The sequence below is a fragment of the Ruegeria sp. CI8 genome (genome assembly GCF_056536865.1).
This window is the reverse complement of the sequence record NZ_JBQFQL010000002.1, coordinates 199,678-220,987: the sequence shown is the minus strand read 5'-3', so window position 1 is coordinate 220,987 and position 21,310 is coordinate 199,678. Positions and strand designations below refer to the sequence as shown.

Genomic DNA, 21,310 nt, shown 5'->3' with positions numbered 1-21,310 from the left:
CGGGCAGGCACGAACAAGGGGGCAGACATGCTGGTGGTGATCTCTCCGGCCAAACGGCTGGACTGGGCAGAGCGGGACGTGGCACCGACCCAGCCCGATTTTCAGGACGATGCGATCCGGCTGGCGAAAACCGCGCGCAACCTGACGCTGGGGGAGCTGAAAAGGCTTATGAGCCTCAGCGACGATCTGGCCCGGCTGAACCGCGACCGTTTCCGCGCCTTTGCCGATACCCCGCCGCCCGAAGCCACCCGTCCGGCCGCGCTGGCCTTTGCCGGCGACACCTATCAGGGGCTCGAGGCGGCGTCGCTGGACGCCGAGGAACTGGCCTGGGCGCAGGACCATCTGCGCATCCTGTCGGGGCTTTACGGCCTGCTGCGCCCCTTGGACGCCATTCAGCCCTATCGGCTGGAAATGGGCAGCCGGCTGAAGACCCGACGCGGCACGTCCTTGTACGACTATTGGCGCGACCAGCTGAGCAAGGCGCTGAATGCGCAGGCCGAGGAGATCGGCACCGAGACGCTGGTGAACTGCGCCAGCCAGGAGTATTTCGGCGCGGTGGCCCCCAAGGCGCTGAAACTGCGGGTCATCACCCCTGTCTTCATGGAGGACAAGGACGGCACGCCAAAGATTGTCAGCTTCTTTGCCAAAAAGGCCCGCGGCTCAATGGCGCGGTACATCATCCAGCACCGGCAGACCGACCCTGCGGGCCTGCGGGATTTCGACACCGGCGGCTATGTATACCGGTCTGATTTGTCGGAACCGGACAAACCGGTATTCGTGCGCCCCTATCAGGCCTGATCCAGCATCGAGGCATCATACGCCACCAGTTCGACCGTGTTGCCCTCGGGGTCCGTGGTGAATACGCCGCGCCAACCGATCCAGCCGAACCGTTCGACGCGATAGGGCTGGCCGATTTGATCATACCAGCGCATGACGGCCTCTTGTTCCGCAAAAGGAAGAGACAAGGCGATATGGTGCAACGACGATTGCGCCCCGGTCATGGGTCTGTCGGCGCCGGTGGGGTGCAAACCCGGCCGCGCCGCCGCCCCATGGTGAAACAGCGCCAGAACTTGTGTGTGTCCTTCGAACCCTTCCGCAATCTGAAAGAATGTGATGGCGCTGTCATGGCCGCCATGCAGGCGGGTCAGCCCGATGACGTTTTCATAGAAATCAACCATGGCTGCCATGTCGGCGCAGCGTATTGCTATTTCACCCAAAGCGCGGGGGCGAAAACCTCGTTCCTGTGACATAGCGCCAGCCTAGACCGCACCGGCCGGCGCGACAATGACGGGTTGCGCATCCGTCGGGCAGTTGGACTGGATCATCTCGCAAATCAACTTCTTCTGAAGCGGTTTCGTCAGGTAGTGATCCAGCCCGGCCGCTAGGATGCTGTGCTCGTCACCCGCCAAGGCATGAGCGGTCAGCGCCACGATCGGCACATGCTGCCCTGTGCCGATTTCGCGTCTACGGATCTCACCCGTGGCCTGCTTTCCGTCCATCTTGGGCATCGAGATGTCCATAAGAATCAGGTCCGGCGCGCATTCCGCAAAGGCTTCGACAGCCTCAAGCCCGTTGGCCACCAGCTTGAGGTCTATGTTCAGATCCTTGGTCATCTTGCTCAGGATCAACTGGTTGGTGCGATTGTCCTCGGCCGCCAGAACCCGCATCTTGCGCAGCTTCGTGTTTCCGCCGGACGATTGGGCCGGCTCCGCGCGGCAGGGCGGGGAAACAGGCGCAGGCAACACAGCGGCGCCCAGCGCCTGAAGCCGCGAGAACAGCTCGGCCCGTGGGATCGGTTTCTGAACCACCCCTTGTATCAGCCGATGGTTCGGATCGGCGTGCACCATGGCCGGGTTTGCGGACATCAGCACAATCGGAACGTCGGACCAGCCTCGCTTGCGCAGAGTTTCCGCCAAATCCAGCCCGTCCATGTCAGGCAGATCGTGATCGCAAAGGATCAGGTCGATCGACGCTTCCACCGCCCTCAGCGCTTCGGTGCCTGTGGCGCAAACCGTCACCTCGGCCCCCAAACGCCGCAGCTGCTTGTTCAGAATGGCCCGATTGACCGCCAGATCCTCGACCACGAGGACATGTTTCAGCCTGTCCACCAAGGCAGGCGGAGCCGGTTGAGGGCCTTCGGCGGTGGGCAGCGTGATCCGGAACCCAAAGCACGACCCCTTGCTGGCCTCGCTCTCGACCCAGATCGCGCCACCCATCAAGGTAATCAGGCGTTTGGTGATGGCCAGACCAAGGCCAGTGCCGTCAAAGGCGCGGGTCTTTTCGTTTTCAACCTGATTGAACTCGCCAAATATGTGCTCGATCTTGTCCGCATCGATGCCGATTCCGGTGTCTTCGATCGCAATGTGGATGTCGCAGGTCTTCTGATCGGCATGCGGTACTCCGGTGACCCGGATCAGAACATGGCCTTGGGCGGTGAATTTGACCGCGTTGCCCACCAGATTGGTCAGCACCTGACGCACCCGGCCCGGATCGCCCACGAACAGCGTCGGCAGGAACAGGTCATAGTCGACCAGCAAGGTCAGCCCCTTGTCGCGCACCGTGGGCTGCAGCAGCATCGCAATTTCGAGGATGCAACGCTCAAGATCGAAATCCTCCGGATGCAGCACAAGCTTGTCCGCTTCGATCTTGGAATAGTCCAGAACGTCATTGATGATGACCAGCAGCGCGTCCCCCGAATTGCGGATCGTCTCGACATAAAGCCTCTGCTCCTCATTCAGAGGGGTTTCCGACAGCAGGTCGGTCATCCCGACGATGCCGTTCATCGGGGTCCGGATCTCATGGCTCATATTGGCAAGGAAAGCCGACTTGGCCCGGTTGGCGGCCTCGGCCTTTTCGCGCGCGGCCTGCAGTTGCGCCTCATGCTGGACCGAGGCCGTGATGTTCAGGGCCAGACTGACCACATCGCCGCCCTGCCCGCGCTGGTCGATCAGCTTGATATATTGCCCATTCCACAGCTGGATCACTTCGGGCGGCGGGTTGATCCGGGTCCAGCGGCGCATCATGCGGGTTTTCCACGCCTCGGTCGGTTCCGACCCGATATCGATGATGCCCTCGGTGGTCAGCAGATCAAGAATGCGGGTATAGGAAATCCCGGGCGCGACCTCGTCCAGTCCTTCGAACACGCTCAGATAGGCCGTATTTGCGCTGATCAACCGATCACTGCCGTCGAAGAAGGCGAAACCGTCCTGGATCGTTTGGATCGAGTGCCAGAGGCGGCGTTCGGCCACTTCGATCTTGGCATTTGCAACGGTCAGGTCCGATTTGACCTTTTCATTCTCGCCACGCACGGATTCGACCTCGGCCTCGGTCTCGCCGATACGTTTGGTCAGGGTCATCGCATATTCGCCCAGCTTGCGATTGGCCTCGGACAGTTCACTCTGCTTGAGTGCAAGCAAGCGTTCGGCGGCCAGACGCGCCCGCCGTTCCTGTGCCAGTTTCTCTGCAAGACTCATGGTCATCTTCCCGGTCGGTTCGGGATCAGCATTCCCGCAGACCGTGAAAATCTGTTTAAGGCCAAAGGCCGGTCAGCGCCGTCCTTCGCGCAGCCAGCCCGCCAGCAGGAAGCCACCCGCCAGCAGCAACACCAGCCAGGGAGGCAACAGTCCGGCCTGGGTCACGTCACGGGTTTCATATGCCTCGCGCGGGGTCAGACCGATCCAGCCACGCCCGGCCGCAGGACGCCCGGCGCGCACGTTGCGGATTGCCGGCAGCCCGTCCTCGACCCGGATCACCCCGCCGCGCATCCCGGCCATGACCGGTTCAAGGATTTCGGCTGTTGCGATGGTGCGTTCGAATTCCCGCGGCGCCGCAGGGCCAAGGCCGATGACCGAGGACAGCTCACCTTCCTGCAGGCGATAAAGCCCAATTTCAGGGCCGAAATACTGCGCCTCGAACCGACCGGGGGACAATTCGCGCAAGGGCACTTCAAGCGTGTCGCCATTGGGTCGGGTGACCGTGACGGGGCCCACCTCTTCGTTCAGGGTCTGGCGGATGATGCGCATTGACTGCCCGTTGGCCTCTGCCCACAGCGCCTCTTCTTCAAGCTCGGGCTCTTTCATCATCCAGTGGGCAAGGCGGCGCAGCAGTTCCAACTGCGGGCCACCGCCCTCGTAGCCACGGCTCCACAGCCAGGCGTGGTCCGAGGCCAGCAGCGCCACGCGCCCTTCCCCCACCCGGTCCAGCACCAACAGCGGACGGTCGTCGACGCCGGTCATCAGCAATTCACCCGAGCGCTGTTTCACGTCGATCTGCCTCAGCCATGCGCCCCAGTCGCCCGTCTCACCCAGATCGGAGGTCACCGGATGACGCTGGCCCAGATCTGTCACCGTGGGCACGTAGCGTTCTTCGATGACCCGGGCCGAGGGTTGCGCCGGCAGGATCGCAGACAGGGGAGAGCGGAAGATGCTGTCGGCGGTGGCAAAGTCAGGCCCGGCCGCAATCAGCACCGCACCGCCGTCATTGATGTAGTTGGTCACGTTGTCCAGATAGATCGCGGGCAGGATGCCGCGCCGCTTGTAGCGGTCAAAGATGATCAGGTCGAAATCGTTGATCTTCTCCAGAAACAACTCGCGCGTGGGGAATGCGATCAGCGACAGTTCGTCCACCGGAACCCCGTCCTGTTTCTCGGGTGGGCGCAAGATGGTGAAATGCACCAGATCGACCGAGCTGTCGGATTTCAGCAGATTGCGCCAGGTTCGCCCGCCCGGATGCGGCTCGCCCGAGACCAACAGAACCCGAAGCCGGTCGCGCACGCCGTTCATCTGGATCAAGGCGGTGTTGTTGCGGTCGGTCAGTTCGCCGTCGGCCTGCGGAACCGTGAACTGGATGACGTTGCGCCCGCCATGGGGCAGGGTCACCGGCAGCTCGACATCCACACCGATCGGGATACTGAATTGCTGCGGCTCGCCCCCGTCCACCGCAATCTCGAGCGGGGCGGACGCCGGACCGGCGGGCACCGCGCCACTGTCTTCGACCCGCAAGGTCAGAGTGACGGGCTCGTCGATGATGGCAAAGGCCGGCGCATTACGCACGATCAGGCGGCGGTCCCAGTCCTGCGCGCGACCGGTCTGCAACAGGTGCATCGGCGCGGGCAGGTCGGGGGCCTGATCGACGTCATGCACGAGGCCGTCCGACAGGACCAGAATTCCGGCGATCCGGGCGCGCGGTTCCTCGGCCAGCGCGGCATTCAGCGCCGCCATCACCTGGGTACCTTCGTCTCCGTCGCCGTCGCCCACGGTGATGCGGCGCAGTTCGGTGTTGTCGCGGGCCTCGATCTCGGCGGCCAGGGCCTCGGCGGTCTGCGCGGTCTGTTCGGCGCGGTCCGACAGGGTTTGGCTGGCGCTTTCATCCTCGATCATCAACACGATGTCGGTCAGCGGGGCGCGGTCCTCGATCTGGTAGACCGGGCCGGACAAAGCCGCCAACAGCACCAGCGCCGCCAGTCCGCGCAACGCCCAACCCGACAGCCCGCGCCACAGCGCCAGAACCGTCGCGGCCAAAGCGATCGAACCGATGACCACCAGAACGGGCCACGGGATCAGCGGGTCAAAGATGACGGAACCGGTCATTGGCCCAACCTGTCAAGCAGAGCAGGCACGTGCACCTGATCGGATTTGTAGTTCCCGGTCAGCACGTGCATGACCAGGTTGACGCCGAACCGGTTGGCCAGCTCGCGCTGGCGTTCTCCGGCATAGCCGCGCCCGACCGGCAGCAGCGCCTGCCCGTTCCGGTCGATTGCCCAGGCCCCGGCCCAGTCGTTGCCACCGATCACCACCGGGGTGACATTGTCGTTGAGGTTGCGGAAGGGCATGCCTTCGATCTGTTCGGCGTCCAGGGGCGCGGCCTCGACCCAGACCTCGGTTCCGGCAAAGCGGCCGGGGAAATCCTGCAACAGGTAGAACGCGCGGGTCAGGACGTGATCGCGCGGAACAGGCTCCAACGCAGGGATATTCAGCGGAGCAGCCAGTTGCTGCAACTTGCGGCCATTGGGGCTCGAGGCGCCAAACCCAGCGATGTTGGCGTCCCGCGTGTCAAACAGGATCATCCCGCCCGACCGCAGATAGCCATTCAGCTTGGCATAAGCTTCGGCCGAAGGCTGGGGCTGATCCGGCGTGATCGGCCAGTAGAGCAGCGGGAAGAAGGCCAGTTCGTCACGTTCGAGGTCCACGCCCATGGGCTCGGCCGGTTCGACGGACGTGCGGTAAAACAGGGTTTGCGACAGGCCGCGCAGCCCGGCATGGGCGACGTCGTCAATCTGGGCATTGCCGGTCAGTACATGGGCCAGCACCAATTCCTTGGTTGCCTGCAGCGCGAATTCGGTCTCCTCGGGCGTCTGCGCCTGCGCTTGCGGTGCGATCAGAAGCGCGCCCAGTGCGACCGCCGCCGCCCGCGCCAGCCCCAGACGCCCCGACAGCGCCAGCGAGGCCACGACGTCAACCGTCAGCAGGATCAGGGCCAGGCTCAGCAGCAGGCCCCCGATAGGAGTTTCGGCGCTGACCTCCTGCCCCTTGATGGGAACATCCGCAGGCCAGCTGATCGGGCGCAGCGTGCTATCCTCGTTCAACACGTTCAGGGCCAGCTTCTGCTTGCCGCTTTCATACAGACCCGGGCGCAGGTCGGGCCCCAGGGCGCCGGACACCAGCGCCGGGCCATCGACACCGGCCAGATTGCCCGCATCAGACAGGGTTCCGAACCCGTCCATCACCTGAATCGGCTCCCACGTGGTGCCTTGCAGCTGTTCGACCTGCCGCGTCTTGGCCGCCGAGGCCACGGCCAGCCGGTCGAGCATTTCGACGAACAGGCCCGACAGCGGCAGGGTCGACCATTCGGCATCGGCGGTGACATGGAACAGCACCACCTGACCCAGGCCCAGCGGCTTGCGCGTCACCAGCGGGGTGCCATCCGACAGCGCGGCGATCACCCGGTCGGCCAGGTTCGGGTCGGGCTGCGCCATCACCTGGGTGCTGACGGTCACATCGTCGGGGATGCGCAACCCGTAGAAGGGCGAACCTTCCTGGAAAGGCGCCAGACCCTTGGCCTCGCCCCAGCTCATCGCGCCGCCGACCGAGCGGCCACCGCTGCGCAGCCGCACCGGCAAAAGGGCGTCTTCGGCATCGCGGCCCAGATCGCTGGCCGCCATGTGCGGACCGGCAAAGCGCAGCAACAGCCCGCCCTGCTCGACCCATTCGACCAATCCGGCCTGTTCGGCGGGGGTCAGCTTGGCCACATCGGCCAGCACGATCACATCCGGGTTGGCGGGCAGAACCTCGGCCAGCCCGCCCTCGACGAAATCGGCGGTGGGGATCAGCACCTGCGTCAGATAGTGAAGCGGCGACAGCAGCTCCAGCCCCTCGCGGTTGACGGTTCCGGCGATCAGGGCAACCTCGCGCCGGCGCAGGCTGTCATCGGTCAGCGACACCGCCCCGGCCGACCGCTGGCCCTGCAGCTCGAACCGAGTGATGCGGGCCCGCAGTTCGGACGGCAACGCCAGATCGGCCTGCGCCTGGGTCGCGCCGCTCTCGAAGCTGACCTCGACCGATTGCAGCAGGCGCATCACGCCCGCCGGGTCGCGCCCCTGCGCATTGATGGTGACGGTCTGCGCCGGACCGGGTGTGGCGCGCACCGCGGTGAGTCGGATCGCCCCATCCTGATAGGTGGCCGGCAGCAGCGCCAGGATCGGCGCCGCCGCGCGATAGACCGTGACCGCGCCCCGCGCCTGCAGCGCGGACAGCAGGGTTTCCCGGCCCGGATAGTCCAGCTTGTCGGTGAACCAGTGCGTATCGAACCCGCCCTCGACCTCCGACAGGTCGGCCAGCGCCTGTTCGATCTGCGCCGCGTCCGGCTGCCACGGCTGAGGAACCAGCCCGGGCAGGCGGTTGCGCCAGGCCTCGGCGGCCTGGAAGACGGGCGGTTCCGGCTCGGTCAGACGCAGGATCGAGACCGGGCGCCCGGCCCGTCCGGCTTCGGTCAGCTGCGCGTCGATCTGATCCAGCGTGGCCGGCCAGCGCGTGGCCCCGGCCCAGCTTGCATCCAGTACCAGCAGCAGCGGCCCCGATCCGGACTCATCGCGCGCCGGGTTCAGAACCGGGCCGGCCAGCCCAATGATGATCGCCGCCGCCGCCAGCATCCGCAGCAGCAACAGCCACCACGGGGTGCGGTCAGATACGCTCTCGTCGTCCTTCAAGCCCAGCAACAGGGTCACCGCGGGGAACAGCCGGCGGATCGGCGCGGGCGGCACGGCGCGCAGGATCAGCCACAGGATCGGCAGGGTCAGCAGACCCAGCAACACCCATGGCGCGGTAAAGCCGATGCCCGCCAGAACCGTCATTGCGCCCCTCCGTCCAGCGCACGATAGAGCCACAACAGGGCCGCCTGCGCGCTGTCGCCCGTATGGTGCAGGCCCAGCTGCCAGCCGGTCACCCGGCACAGGCGGGTCAGGTCATCCTTGCGCCGCGCCAGCCGCGCCAGATAGCGCTCGCGCAGGTCGCCGGCCTTGAGGGTCTCGTGCCGGACCGTGCCGCCGACGCTTTCGAAGATGGTGCGCCCGCGATAGGGGAAGTTCTCCTCACCCGGGTCCAGAACCTGCAGCAGCACACCGCGCACGCCGCGGTCGGCGGCCTTGGTCAGGGCCAGTTCGACCTCGTCCAGTGGGCCGAGGAAGTCAGAGATGAACACGGCGCGGGCATGGGGGATCATGGCGCGGTGCTCGGGCGGGGCATAATCGGCCTCGGTATCTTCGGACAGGGCCTGCGCCAGCCGGATGATCTGGGCGTTGCCGCGCCGGGGCGGCAGGGTGGTTCCGGTCAGGCCCACACGCTCGCCCCCGCGCACCAGAAGAATCGCCGTGGCCAACCCCAGAAGGCGGGCCCGGTCGGCCTTGGTGGGCAGAGATTTGTCGGACGCAAAGCGCATCGAGGCGCCCTGATCGACCCACAGCATGATCGACTGCGCAATCTGCCATTCGCGTTCGCGCACATATTGCTGATCGCCGCGGGCCGAGCGCCGGTGGTCGATCATCCGCCGGCTGTCGCCGATCTGGGCCGGCCGGTATTGCCAGAAATCATCGCCCAGCCCCGAACGCCGCCGGCCGTGATCGCCCAGCAGCACGGTTCCGGCCAGGTGTTCGGCCCGCGCCAACAAGGGCGGCAGCCGGGACGCCTCGGCCTCGGATCTTTCGCGAAGGGTGCGGGCCGCGTTCACGCCGCCGCCTCGGCCCGGACAAGCCCGGCCGCGGTGGTTTCGATCAGGTCGGCCAGGCTGTCACCGCGCGCCCGCGCGGCGAAGTTCAGCGCCATCCGGTGGCTGAGCACCGGGCGCGCCATGTCCAGCACGTCTTCGGCGTTGGGGGCCAGCCGGCCCTGCAGCATCGCCCGCGCCCGCACCGTCATCATCAGCGCCTGCGCCGCGCGCGGACCGGGGCCCCAGGCGACCGTCTCGGACACGCGCTCGGACACGCCGGGTTCTTCGGGGCGGAACGCGCGCACCAGATCGAGGATCAGTTCGACCACCGACTCGCCCACCGGCATCCGGCGCAGCAGAACCTGCGCGGCCAGCAATTCTTCCTTGGTGAAGATCTGGTGCGCCTCCTCCTCGGCCGCGCCGGTGGTGGCCAGCAGGATGTCACGCTCAGTCTGGCGGTCGGGATAGTTCACGTCGATCTGCACCAGGAAACGGTCAAGCTGGGCCTCGGGCAGCGGATAAGTGCCCTCCTGTTCGATGGGGTTCTGCGTGGCAAGCACATGGAACGGCACGCCCAGCGTGCGGTCTTCGCCTGCGACGGTCACCGTGCGTTCCTGCATCGCCTGCAGCAACGCCGACTGGGTGCGCGGGCTGGCGCGGTTGATCTCGTCCGCCATCAAGAGTTCACAGAAGATCGGGCCGGGAATGAATCGGAAATGGCGGCTGCCATCCTCGGCGGTATCCAGAACCTCGGACCCCAGAATGTCGGCCGGCATCAGGTCGGGCGTGAACTGGATGCGGTTGCCATGCAGGCCCATGACGGTGGACAGGGTTTCCACCAGCCGCGTCTTGCCCAGGCCCGGCAGCCCGATCAGCAGGGCATGACCGCCACACAGCAGCGCCGTCAGCGTCAGGTCGACGACCCTCTCCTGCCCGATGAAGCGGCGGGTGATCGAGGATTTGGCCTGTTGCAGTTTCTCTTCCAGCGCTTCGATCTCGGAGACGAGGTCGGCAGGTTCGGTCATGACTTTCCCTTCCGTGGACTTATTATGGTTGAAGTGTATCGCGCTGAGAGGAAATGGCAAAAACAATGAGCGGACAAAATCCTGTGAAACCGTCCCCTGAGGGTCTGGCGGCCTCGGTCAAGGCGGCCAAACCGCGGGGTCTGCCCCCTGTCGAAAGCTGGAATCCTCCGTTCTGCGGCGATCTGGACATGCGCATCGCGCGCGATGGCACCTGGTATTACCTAGGGTCGCCCATCACCCGGTTCGAGCTTGTGAAGCTTTTTTCCTCAATTCTTAAGAAAGAAGGGGACGCCTATTTTCTGGTCACCCCGGTCGAAAAGGTCGGCATCAGGGTCGAAGACGCGCCGTTTGTGGCGGTCGATTTCGACCGGACCGGCGCGGACGAGGATCAGGTTCTGACCTTTACCACCCATGTCGGCGATACGGTGTCGGCGGGTCCGGATCACCCGATACGGGTGGCCATCGACCCGAAAACAAACGAGCCCAGACCCTATATATTGGTGCGATCGAACCTCGAGGCGCGGATCGACCGCAAGAGTTTCTACCGCCTTGTGGACATTGCGACGGAACGCGCCGGGCAGGTCGGGGTCTGGTCCGGCGGGCAGTTCTTTGTCTTGGGTCGCGCCGAGGAAACGCCTTAGGCAACCCGTCGTGCGGGACGGTCTTGTGCAAGGACAACCGCCAGCGCCACGACTCCGGCGCCCAGCGCCCGGGTCCAGTTCCACTCCGAACCCAGAACCACCATGATGAGCATCACGTAGAACGGGGCCACATTGATGTGGAATGACGCCAGAGCAACGCCCAGCCGGCCGATCGAAGCGATGAACAGGACCTGGCTGAGGCCGAGAGAGATCACGGCGTAGATCGCCAGCATTCCTGCCTGCTGCGGGTCGATCGGCGACGATGGCCAGACTTCGAACCCGAGGACGCTCGACAGATAGAACAGCGCGCCGGCCATGAACGTGCCGCCGATCAGCGTGATCGTGGTACGTCCGGTCTGGCTGAGGTCCGGGAAGTCCCGCGCGGTCGCCATGCTGGCCCAGCAGAACAGCGCGGTCGAGGCGATTGCGCAAAGCGCCCCCAGTCCCAGCTGGGCCGGCGCCACCGCGCTGGTTGCGATCAGGCCGCCTATGATCGAAACGGCAACCCCCAGCGCGAAGTTCCACCGCAATCTGCGCGTTCCCGCAGCCAGCTCGAGCAGTGTCGCAATCAAAGGCGCGCAGGAGGCGATGATGGCAACGGTTACGGGATCGGTCAGTTTCTGCGCCAGGATGATCAGGAACATGCCCAAGCCAAGTCCAAACCCGCCCACTCTCATCGCATGGGCCCAGCGCGCCCGCAGCACCGCATCCGCGCCATCGATCCACAGCCAGATCGGAATCATCACGGCCACCGCCAGCATCAGCCGCGCGGCCAGCAAGGCAACCGGCGGCCAGGTCTGCAGCAGGATTTCGGCCGCCGGGAATCCGGCCGCCCAGGTCAGCATCGACGCCACCGCCAACCCGTTTCCGGACAAGGCGGATTGCCGCGCACCGGGCACAGCGAAACTGGGCCCGCGAACGGGGTCCGGACTCATGGCCATCGGTTTCAATCCTTTTGTTGGTGCAGCGCTACGAAAATGATTCGCTGCAATACCCCGACCCTTCACATTCGGCCCACGCCGGTCTGGCCGATTTTCGACATATTGTCGTTTTCAAACCCTTTCTCTGCGCACCGCCCGCGACTAAGGTCAGCACGCCATCGGACCGAGAGGACAATGCCCCGATTTGCCGCCAATATCTCGCTGCTCTTTGCCGAGCTGCCCTATCTCGACCGATTCAAGGCGGCCGCGGATGCCGGGTTCAAGGCAGTTGAGATCCTGTTTCCCTATGACCTGGCGGCCAAGGAAACCCGTCGCGCATTGATGACCAACGGTCTGGACCTTGTGCTGATCAACGCGCCGCCGCCCAACTATACCGGCGGCCAGCCGGGCTATGCGGCTGTTCCGGGGGGCGAAGGGCGGTTCCAGTCCGACATCCGCCGCGTCCTGCGCTATGCCGAGGCGCTGAAGCCCGGTTTGATCCACGTGATGGCGGGCTATGCCTCGGGGGCGGACGCACGGGACTGTTTTGTGCGCAATCTGCAATGGGCTGCGGATTTTGCGCCGCATCAACGGTTCACGATCGAACCGCTGAACCCGGTCTCGCAGCCCGGATACTTCCTCAACGACTATGATCTGGCCGCCGCGTGCCTGGACCGGATCGACCGTCCGAATGTGGGCCTGCAGTTCGACAGCTTTCATGCGCGGATGATCCATGGCGATGCGCAGGCCGTCTGGGACAGATTCCGCGGCCGGATCGTACATGTTCAGATCGGATCGGCCCCCGACCGCTCGGAACCCGACCGGGACGAGACCGATTTCCCCGCCCTGTTCGCAGCGATCGACGACAGCGGCTATGACGGCTGGGTCAGCGCCGAATACACGCCCTCGACGCGGCGCACCGACGCCTCTCTGCACTGGATGCGATAGGCCTGTGCACCTGCGCACTGGAAATCACATCTTGGATATCGCATACGAAGCGGCAATTCAGTAGAGGAACAGCCGCATGATCCCCGCCCGCTTTGCCCCCGTCCTGTTCGGATTGATCCTGTCGGGGCTGATGTCCTGCATCGTGACCTGCATCGCAACGGTCAAAGAGATCGGGCTTGGCCCCGAGACCTTTGCCAGCTGGATGGGCGCGTGGAGCATCAGCTGGCCGGTGGCGTTTGCGGTGGTTCTGGTCATGGCCCCGCTGACCCGGCGGCTGGTCGCGCTGTTGGTCAGGCCCGAGGCCTGACCTGCCGCGAAGATGGCCCGCCGGGCCTGATGAGCGGCACGGCGCTTGCCTAATGCGCCTCGGCCCAGTTGGCGCCTTTGCCCGCATCCACCGTCAGTTTCACGTCCAGCTTCACCGCCGGATCGGGCGCGTTCTCCATCACGTCGCGCGCGATCTCGATGGTCTTGTCCACCGTGTCCTCGGCCACTTCGAACAGCAGTTCGTCGTGCACTTGCAGCAGCATCTTGGCCGGCAGCCCGTCGATCGCCTCGGGCATCCGCACCATCGCCCGGCGGATCACGTCCGCCGCTGTGCCCTGGATCGGCGCGTTGATCGCCGCCCGGCGGGCAAACCCCGCATGCGGCCCCTTGGCATTGATTTCTGTCGTGTGGATCTTGCGCCCGAACAGGGTCTGCACATAGCCATGCTCTTTGGCAAACGCGATGGTTTCATCCATGTAGCGCCGGATGCCCGGGAAGCGTTCGAAATATCGGTCGATGAAGCCCTGCGCCTCGGCCCGCGGAATGCGCAGGTTGCGCGCCAGACCAAAGCCCGAAATGCCATAGATCACGCCGAAATTGATCGCCTTGGCCTTGCGGCGGATCTCGGGCGTCATCTCGTCCAGCGGCACGTCGAACATTTCCGACGCGGTCATGGCGTGAATGTCCAGCCCGTCGGCAAAGGCCTGTTTCAAGGCCGGAATGTCGGCGATATGCGCCAGGATGCGCAGCTCGATCTGTGAATAATCGAGCGACACCAGCACATTGCCCGGCTCGGCGATGAAAGCCTCGCGAATGCGGCGGCCTTCTTCGGTGCGCACCGGGATGTTCTGCAGGTTGGGGTCGGTCGAAGCCAGACGCCCCGTGTTCGCCCCGGTGATGGCATAGGATGTATGCACCCGCCCCGTGTCGGGGTTGATATGGGTCTGCAGCGCGTCGGTATAGGTCGATTTCAGCTTGGACAGTTGCCGCCAGTCCAGAACCCGGCGCGGCAGTTCATGCTCGGTCGCCAGATCTTCCAGCACGTCGGCGCCGGTCGAATACTTGCCGGTCTTGCCCTTCTTGCCGCCTTCCAGACCCATCTTGTCGAACAGGATCTCGCCCAACTGCGCGGGCGAGCCGACGTTGAAGGTTTCTCCGGCCAGCTCGTGGATTTCAGCCTCTAAACCAGCCATTTTCTGGGCAAACGCGTTCGACATACGGCTCAGCACGTCGCGGTCGACCTTGATGCCATGCATCTCCATCTCGGCCAGAACCGGCACAAGGGGGCGCTCGAGCGTTTCATAGACGGTGGTCACCTTAACCCGGTGCAGCTGCGGCTTGAACAGCTTCCACAGACGCAGGGTGATGTCGGCATCCTCGGCGGCATAGGCGGTGGCCTCGTCGATCGGCACCTTGTCGAAGGTGATCGCCGATTTGCCCGAGCCCAGCAGCGGCTTGATCGGGATCGGTGTGTGGCCCAGATAGCGTTCGGACAGGGTGTCCATGCCATGCCCATGCTCGCCCGCATGCATGGCATAGGACATCAGCATCGTGTCGTCGATCGGAGCCACACCCACGCCGTAACGCGCAAATATCTTGGCGTCATATTTCATGTTCTGCCCGACCTTCAGGATCGACGGGTCCTCCAGCACCGGCTTGAGCATCTCCAGCGCCTCGTCCAGCGGCATCTGCCCCTCGGCCAGCGCGTCCGAGCCGAACAGGTCGTCGCTGGCCCCGTCGCGGTGGGTCAGCGGGATATAGCAGGCCTCGCCGGGCTCGATACACAGCGAGATGCCGACCAGATCGGCGATCATTTCGTTCAGGCCCGTGGTCTCGGTGTCCACGGCCAGCCAGCCGCGCTCATAGGCCTGATCGATCCATTTCCGCAGCGCGGCCGCATCGCGCACGCATTCGTATTTTCTGGCATCGAACGGAATGTCCTCGGCCTGCGGCTCATCTGCCGCCGGCGCCGGAGTATCCGCGATCACCGGCGGTTCGACGCCCAGCTTGTCGGCGATCCGCTTGGTCAGAGTGCGGAACTCCATCTCGGCCAGGAACTCCATCAGCTTGTCCGGATCGGGATCGCGCAGCTCCAGATCATCCAGCGTGAAGTCCAGCGGTGTTTCGCAATCCAGCTGCACCAGCCTCTTCGACAGCTCGATCTGATCTCGTTTCTCGATCAGAGTTTCGCGGCGCTTGGGTTGCTTGATCTCCTCGGCGCGGTCCAGCAGCGTCTCCAGATCGCCGAACTCGTTGATCAGCAGCGCCGCCGTCTTGATCCCGATCCCCGGCGCACCCGGCACGTTGTCGACGCTGTCACCGGCCAGCGCCTGCACATCGACGACGCGCTCGGGGTAGACGCCGAATTTCTCGAACACCCCCTCGCGGTCGATGCGCTTGTTCTTCATGGCATCCAGCATCTCGACACCGTCGCCCACCAGCTGCATCAGGTCCTTGTCCGAGCTGACGATGGTCACCCGCCCCCCGGCCTGGCGCGCCTGGCAGGCCAGCGTGGCGATGATGTCGTCGGCCTCGTACCCCTCCAGCTCTTTGCAGGCGATGTTGAAGGCCTCGGTCGCCTGCCGGGTCAGCGGGATCTGCGGACGCAGGTCCTCGGGCATCGCCTCGCGGTTGGCCTTGTAGAGGTCGTACATGTCATTGCGGAAGGTGTGCGAGCCCTTGTCGAAGATCACTGCCAGATGGGTCGGCGCGTCAGGGCCGTGGTCGCCATCCACGTAACGCTGCAGCATGTTGCAAAAGCCCGAAACGGCGCCAATCGGCATCCCGTCCGATTTCCGCGTCAGCGGCGGAAGGGCGTGATAGGCGCGAAAGATGAAGGCCGATCCGTCGATCAGATGCAGATGGCAGCCTTTTCCGAATTTGCTCATGCGCGCTCTCCCTGTCGGTCAGGGACGGTTCTGCCACAGGGGCAGCCGGGTGACCAGTCAGGAACGCGCCTTAGCCGCCAAACAGACCGCTGAAAACATCCGAGAAACTGTTCAGCAGCGCCATGATGACCAGCGCACCGAGGAACGCGAAAAACGCCATCGCGAAGAACTGGAACAGGATCGCGCCCGTTCCGATGACCAAACCGGCGATGGCCGGGCGGCGTTTTTCGTGCCGCAGGATGCCGATGACCGAGACGACGATCGCCAACCCGCCCAGCATGGCGACGCCGATCTGCAGAAAGTCATCCAGATCGCGGGTGGGCGCGACCGGCGCAGGCTGCTCCATCCCCGCGGCGGCCCGCAGGGTCGATTTACCCAACTCGGCGGCCAATTCGCCCAGCGTCACGCCGGTGGATTGCTGCGGTGCGAACGGCCCTGCCCAGAACACGAACAAGGCTGCGAACAGGGCCAGTACCGCAAGCATAAACCCGGCCCAACCAAAAACCGGGTTGCCGGTATCAGCAGCAGTCATATCGGTCATCATTCGCACCTACGTTGGTCACACCAACGCACTAGGTGAAAATCGCGGCGAGATTTGGGCGGACCGCGGTTGGGCAGGCAATCAGTGTTGCTGTGCGTCCTTCAGAACATACTTGCAATCGCAATAGGGGCACTCGACCCAGCCCTGATCCTCGGGGACCTGCAACCAGACGCGCGGATGGCCCAGCGCGCCCTCACCGCCATCACAGGCGACACGGCTTGTCTCGACGATCTTGGTTTCCGGAGCTTCGATTGTCACGGCGTGCGATCCTTCACTGGTTGTCGGCCTCGCGGGCATGCATTAGGTGCGTTTATGAGGGATCAGGAAACCGGGGGCAAGAGCCAGCAATGACCGATGCAGCGATCAGCCTTCGCGGCCTGCGCAAAACCTATCGCGGCGGCAAGGGCCAGCCCGAGAAACACGCACTGAAGGGTATCGATCTGGATATCCCGCGCGGCTCGGTCTTCGGCCTGCTGGGGCCGAACGGGGCGGGCAAATCGACCCTGATCAACATTCTGGCGGGGCTGGTGATCAAGACCGCCGGCCAGGTGACGATCTGGGGCTTTAACCAGGACCGCAACCCGCGCCAGGCCCGCGCCGCCATCGGCGTGATGCCGCAGGAGTTGAACCTCGACCCGTTCTTCACCCCGCGCGGCGCGCTCGAGGTGCAGGCGGGGCTCTATGGCGTCCCCAAATCGCAGCGGCGCAGCGACGAGATCCTCGAACTGGTGGGCCTCAGCGACAAGGCCGAGGCCTATGCCCGCACGCTGTCGGGCGGGATGCGGCGGCGCCTGCTGCTGGCCAAGGCACTGGTGCACCACCCCAAAATCCTGGTTCTGGACGAACCCACCGCCGGCGTGGACATCGAACTGCGCCAGATGCTGTGGGCCAATGTGCGCAAGCTGAACCAGCAGGGCATGACCATCATCCTGACCACCCACTACCTGGAAGAGGCGCAGGAGATGTGCGACGAGATCGCCATCATCAACCACGGCGAGAAGGTGGCGCAGGACAGCACCGCCAACCTGCTGGGCCGCATGGACGGACGCACCATGGTCATCACCCCCGAGGCCCCGGTAACCGCCCTGCCCGCCGCCCCCGGCGTTCAGGCCAGCCTGCGCGACGACGGCAGCCTGGCGCTGCACTACCGCAGCCCGGAAACCAGCGCCGAGCAGGTGCTCGAGGCGGTCCGCCAGGCCGGCATCCGCATCCGCGACGTGCGCACCGAAGAGGCCGATCTCGAGGACGTGTTCCTTGCCCTGACCTCCTCGCGCACCGACGATGCCCCAGCCGACGATCAGGACCAGCCGCGCCGGGGTCTGCACCGGGTCAAGCTGTGACCCGGTCGATCCGCGCCTGATAGCAGTTGTTCCGGGCCGAGCGTACATGGATATAGGCCACCTCGGGGCGGGCAAGTATTGCATCCACCGCCGCGCTGATCCGTCCGGTGGGTGTCACGACGCCGGTACCGTAGACAATCCGGTCATCGCGGCCATAGCCCTTGATCAGATAATCGGGCGATGAGGTAAGAACCTCTGGCAGATCAGTCCCTTCATACCGTTCACAAGGGCTTGCACACAGGAAGATCGGCCCCGTTTCGGCATAAGGATGTGTCTCTGCAAAAGGCCGATGGGCCAGAATCAGCATTTCTGCACCTTCGGGAATGTGCTGCAAGCAATAGCGGCACGGATTTCCGGTTCCGGTTGATACCGCGCGTTCAGGCGCGTGTCCGTAGGCATCGGGCGCGCCTGCCTGAAAGGCGCGTACTTCGTCGGTGGGCAGGGCGGTGATCTTGAACATCTCGAGTCTCCTTTTGTTGCCCTGACAATGCGCCTGCCACACGCGGGCAGACGACCCGTTTCCTGCGCAATGCAGACAGGGACTCGAAAAAGAACAAAACGTGAATATAATGTGGAATCGCCATGTATGCCGAGCTGTCGATCACGTCGAACTTCACCTTCCTCACCGGGGCCTCGCACCCCGAGGAGTACATGGAGCGCGCCGTCACCCTGGGCCTGCCCGCCATCGCCATCGCCGATGACAACTCGGTGGCCGGCATCGTCCGCGCCCATACCCAGGCGCGCGAGATCGCCCGCAAGGTGCACGAGCGCCGCGCGTGGGAAGAACAGAACACGCCCATCGGCCCGCCCCGCCCCGATCACATCCCGAAACCGCCCTCGTTCCCGGTGCATGCGGTGCCGCGCCTGATCCCGGCGGCGCGGCTGATCTTTACCGACGCCCCGCCCGTCACCGCCCTGCCCCTCAACCGGCAGGGCTGGGCCAGCCTGTGCCGCCTTCTGTCCACCGGACGGCTGCGCGCGGCCAAGGGCGACTGCATCCTGCACCTGTCCGACCTGCTGGAGTTTTCCGACGGCCTCCACCTGCTGCTCTGGCCACAGGCGGGCCGTCCGACCGGCGGCGCGAGCGGATGGCGGACACAGGCGCAACAGCTGACGCGCCGCTTTGCCGGGCGCATGCATTTGCTGATGCATCCGCGCTATGACGGGGCGGATTCGATGTTTTTCCATTTGTTAGAGACTGAATCGCGCCATCTGGGCCTGCTCACCATCGCCAGCGCCGCGCCGATGATGCATCACGGCTCGCGCCGCCGGCTGGCCGATGTGCTGACCGCGATCCGGCTGCGCCGCAAGGTGGACGATCTGGGCCGTCACGCGCTGGCCAATGGCGAACAGCGCCTGCGCTCGGAACCCGAGATGCTGCGCATCTTCAAGGGGCATGAAGGCGCCGTGGCCCGCGCTTATGCGCTCAGCCAGGAACTCACCTTCTCGTTGGACGAGCTACGCTATGAATACCCAAGCGAGGTCAGCGGCACCGAAACCCCCGCCCAGCGCCTGCACCGTCTGGCGCATGAGGGGCTGGCCTGGCGCTATCCCGCCGGCGCGCCCGAAAAGGTCAAGGCGATGCTGGCGCATGAGCTGACCCTGATCGGCAAGCTGAAATACGAGCCCTATTTCCTGACCGTCCGCGACATCGTGCACTTCGCCCGCGGTCGCGGGATCCTGTGCCAGGGGCGCGGCTCGGCGGCCAATTCGGTGGTCTGCTACTGCCTGGGCGTCACCTCGGTCAGCCCCGAGATGGGCACCATGGTGTTCGAACGCTTCGTCTCCGAGGCGCGGGACGAGCCGCCCGACATCGACGTGGATTTCGAACATGAACGCCGCGAAGAGGTGATCCAGCACATCTATGAACGCTATGGCCGCCACCGCGCGGGGCTGTGCGCCACGGTGATCCACTATCGCGGCAAGCGCGCCATCCGCGAGGTGGGCCGCGCCATGGGCCTGACCGAGGACACGATTTCCGCCCTGTCCTCGCAGCTGTGGGGGTTCTTCTCGACCGCAGGGCTTGAGGCGGAACGGATGCGCGAAATCGGCCTCGACCCCGAGGACCGCCGCCTGAAACAGACTCTGACACTGGTGCATCAGATCAACGGCTTCCCCCGCCACCTGTCCCAGCATGTGGGCGGGTTCATCATCACCGAGGGCCGTCTGGACGAGCTGGTGCCCATCGAGAACGCCACGATGGAGGACCGCACCGTCATCTGCTGGGACAAGGACGACATCGACAGTCTGGGCATCCTCAAGGTCGATGTCCTGAGCCTTGGCATGCTGACCTGCATCCGCAAGGCCTTCGACCTGATCGCCCAGCACCATCAGACGAGTTACACGCTCGCCACCCTGCCGCCCGAGGACCCGGCGGTCTATGACATGCTGTGTCGCGCGGATTCGGTGGGCGTGTTCCAGGTGGAATCACGTGCTCAGATGAACTTCCTGCCCCGGATGCGGCCGCGCAATTTCTATGATCTGGTGATCGAGGTCGCCATCATTCGCCCCGGCCCCATCCAGGGCGACATGGTGCATCCCTATATCCGGCGTCGGAACGGCGAGGAGGAGGTCAGCTTCCCCTCGGACGCGCTGGGCGAGGTGCTAGGCAAGACGCTGGGCGTGCCGCTGTTTCAGGAACAGGCGATGCAGATCGCCATCGTCGGCGCGGGTTTCACCCCGGAACAGGCCGACCGGCTGCGGCGGTCGCTGGCGACCTTCAAGAAGCACGGCAATGTCAGCGAATTTCGCACCCTGTTCCTGCGCGGGATGCAGCGCAACGGCTATGACGCCGAATTTGCCGAGCGCTGTTTCTCGCAGATCGAGGGGTTCGGCTCCTACGGCTTCCCCGAAAGCCACGCGGCCAGCTTTGCGCTGCTGGTCTATGCCAGCGCCTGGATCAAGTGCCACCATCCGGGGATTTTTGCCTGCGCGCTGCTGAATTCGCAGCCGATGGGGTTCTATGCCCCCGCCCAGATCGTGCGTGATGCGCGCGAACATGGCGTCCAGGTGCGCCCGGTCTGCATCAATGCCAGCTTCTGGGACAACGTGATGGAGCCCGACGGCCATGGCGGGCTGGCCCTGCGGCTGGGTTTTCGCCAGATCAAGGGCCTCAGCGAAGAAGACGCCAGCTGGCTGACCGCCGCGCGCGGCAATGGCTACCATCAGGTTGAGGATGTCTGGCGCCGCGCGGGCCTTGGCCCCTCGGTGATCGAGCGTCTGGCCGAGGCCGATGCCTTTGCCGCCTGCGGCCTGACCCGGCGCGAGGCGCTGTGGCAGGCCAAGGCGATCGCCACCGCCAAACCCCTGCCCCTGTTCGCGCAGGATCTGGAAGGCGAGGCGCTGGACGAACCCGCCGCCCATCTGCCGCAGATGTCGCTGGGCGAGCAGATGGTCGAGGATTACGTCGCCACCCGCCTGAGCCTGCGCGCGCATCCCGTGGCCCTGCTGCGGCACCTGCTGACGCCGGGGCAGCGCGACAATTCCGCCCCTGCATCCGGGCCGGAAAACGCGGTATCTGCCCGGAACAGAGCCTGAATCGA

Annotated in this window: 17 protein-coding genes; 6 read left to right on the top strand and 11 right to left on the bottom strand. The window is 64.9% G+C overall.

The window, feature by feature from the left end; genetic code table 11:
* Nucleotides 1–27: 27 nt before the first annotated feature.
* Nucleotides 28–798, top strand: a complete 771-nt coding sequence (gene yaaA / locus ACR0DA_RS11680; protein ID WP_480754114.1) for a peroxide stress protein YaaA — start codon at nt 28–30, stop codon at nt 796–798.
* On the opposite strand, the gene ACR0DA_RS11675 is transcribed toward yaaA, so the two are convergent.
* The 6 genes from ACR0DA_RS11675 to ACR0DA_RS11650 all read right to left on the bottom strand — a co-directional run bounded on the left by ACR0DA_RS11675 (nt 789) and on the right by ACR0DA_RS11650 (nt 10,223).
* Nucleotides 789–1,250 carry a VOC family protein gene (locus ACR0DA_RS11675; RefSeq protein ID WP_480754113.1) on the bottom strand — a complete coding sequence of 154 codons (462 nt, stop codon included), beginning with the start codon at nt 1,248–1,250 and terminating at the stop codon, nt 789–791. The two genes, yaaA and ACR0DA_RS11675, sit on opposite strands and share 10 nt — an antisense overlap.
* Nucleotides 1,251–1,259: 9 nt before the next feature.
* Nucleotides 1,260–3,473, bottom strand: coding sequence for a response regulator (locus ACR0DA_RS11670; protein ID WP_480754111.1), 2,214 nt, complete (start codon nt 3,471–3,473; stop codon nt 1,260–1,262).
* Nucleotides 3,474–3,545: 72 nt separating this feature from the next.
* Nucleotides 3,546–5,588: a hypothetical protein gene (locus ACR0DA_RS11665; protein ID WP_480754110.1), complete on the bottom strand. Its 2,043-nt coding sequence runs from the start codon at nt 5,586–5,588 to the stop codon at nt 3,546–3,548.
* Complete coding sequence (locus ACR0DA_RS11660; protein ID WP_480754109.1) at nt 5,585–8,347, bottom strand: DUF4159 domain-containing protein; 2,763 nt, start codon at nt 8,345–8,347, stop codon at nt 5,585–5,587. Before ACR0DA_RS11660 ends, ACR0DA_RS11665 begins: the two co-directional genes overlap by 4 nt.
* A complete protein-coding gene (locus tag ACR0DA_RS11655) occupies nt 8,344–9,219 on the bottom strand; it encodes a DUF58 domain-containing protein (protein ID WP_480754108.1) in 876 nt (291 codons plus the stop codon). Before ACR0DA_RS11655 ends, ACR0DA_RS11660 begins: the two co-directional genes overlap by 4 nt.
* The gene (locus ACR0DA_RS11650; RefSeq protein ID WP_170341840.1) at nt 9,216–10,223 is read right to left on the bottom strand and encodes an AAA family ATPase; all 1,008 of its coding nucleotides are present in this window, start codon (nt 10,221–10,223) and stop codon (nt 9,216–9,218) included. The genes ACR0DA_RS11655 and ACR0DA_RS11650 overlap by 4 nt, the downstream gene beginning before the upstream one ends.
* Nucleotides 10,224–10,288: 65 nt before the next feature.
* Between ACR0DA_RS11650 and ACR0DA_RS11645 the strand changes: the two genes are divergently transcribed.
* Nucleotides 10,289–10,864 (top strand): DUF1285 domain-containing protein, encoded by a 576-nt coding sequence (locus ACR0DA_RS11645; protein ID WP_480754106.1) that lies wholly within the window; start codon nt 10,289–10,291, stop codon nt 10,862–10,864.
* Here ACR0DA_RS11645 and ACR0DA_RS11640 read toward each other — a convergent pair.
* Nucleotides 10,861–11,805 (bottom strand): DMT family transporter, encoded by a 945-nt coding sequence (locus ACR0DA_RS11640; RefSeq protein WP_170341836.1) that lies wholly within the window; start codon nt 11,803–11,805, stop codon nt 10,861–10,863. The two genes, ACR0DA_RS11645 and ACR0DA_RS11640, sit on opposite strands and share 4 nt — an antisense overlap.
* 174 nt (nt 11,806–11,979) lie before the next feature.
* Between ACR0DA_RS11640 and ACR0DA_RS11635 the strand changes: the two genes are divergently transcribed.
* Both ACR0DA_RS11635 and ACR0DA_RS11630 read left to right on the top strand, forming a co-directional pair.
* Complete coding sequence (locus ACR0DA_RS11635; RefSeq protein ID WP_480754104.1) at nt 11,980–12,732, top strand: hydroxypyruvate isomerase family protein; 753 nt, start codon at nt 11,980–11,982, stop codon at nt 12,730–12,732.
* Between the two features lie 76 nt (nt 12,733–12,808).
* On the top strand, nt 12,809–13,039 hold the full coding sequence (locus tag ACR0DA_RS11630) for a DUF2798 domain-containing protein (protein WP_170340948.1): 231 nt from the start codon (nt 12,809–12,811) through the stop codon (nt 13,037–13,039).
* Nucleotides 13,040–13,088: 49 nt separating this feature from the next.
* Here ACR0DA_RS11630 and polA read toward each other — a convergent pair whose 3' ends face one another.
* From polA to ACR0DA_RS11615, 3 genes are all read right to left on the bottom strand, one after another.
* Complete coding sequence (polA, locus tag ACR0DA_RS11625) at nt 13,089–15,887, bottom strand: DNA polymerase I (RefSeq protein ID WP_480754102.1); 2,799 nt, start codon at nt 15,885–15,887, stop codon at nt 13,089–13,091.
* A gap of 70 nt (nt 15,888–15,957) precedes the next feature.
* Nucleotides 15,958–16,428 (bottom strand): hypothetical protein, encoded by a 471-nt coding sequence (locus tag ACR0DA_RS11620; RefSeq protein WP_170341830.1) that lies wholly within the window; start codon nt 16,426–16,428, stop codon nt 15,958–15,960.
* An 81-nt stretch (nt 16,429–16,509) separates the two neighbouring features.
* Nucleotides 16,510–16,686: a zinc-finger domain-containing protein gene (locus ACR0DA_RS11615; RefSeq protein WP_170440022.1), complete on the bottom strand. Its 177-nt coding sequence runs from the start codon at nt 16,684–16,686 to the stop codon at nt 16,510–16,512.
* Nucleotides 16,687–16,775: 89 nt separating this feature from the next.
* Between ACR0DA_RS11615 and ACR0DA_RS11610 the strand changes: the two genes are divergently transcribed.
* Nucleotides 16,776–17,768, top strand: a complete 993-nt coding sequence (locus ACR0DA_RS11610; protein ID WP_170440023.1) for an ABC transporter ATP-binding protein — start codon at nt 16,776–16,778, stop codon at nt 17,766–17,768.
* Here ACR0DA_RS11610 and ACR0DA_RS11605 read toward each other — a convergent pair.
* Nucleotides 17,758–18,228, bottom strand: coding sequence for a DUF1203 domain-containing protein (locus ACR0DA_RS11605; RefSeq protein ID WP_480754100.1), 471 nt, complete (start codon nt 18,226–18,228; stop codon nt 17,758–17,760). The two genes, ACR0DA_RS11610 and ACR0DA_RS11605, sit on opposite strands and share 11 nt — an antisense overlap.
* Before the next feature lie 122 nt (nt 18,229–18,350).
* Here ACR0DA_RS11605 and ACR0DA_RS11600 point away from each other — a divergent pair, with 122 nt between their 5' ends.
* The gene (locus ACR0DA_RS11600) at nt 18,351–21,305 is read left to right on the top strand and encodes an error-prone DNA polymerase (protein WP_480754098.1); all 2,955 of its coding nucleotides are present in this window, start codon (nt 18,351–18,353) and stop codon (nt 21,303–21,305) included.
* Nucleotides 21,306–21,310 lie beyond the last annotated feature (5 nt).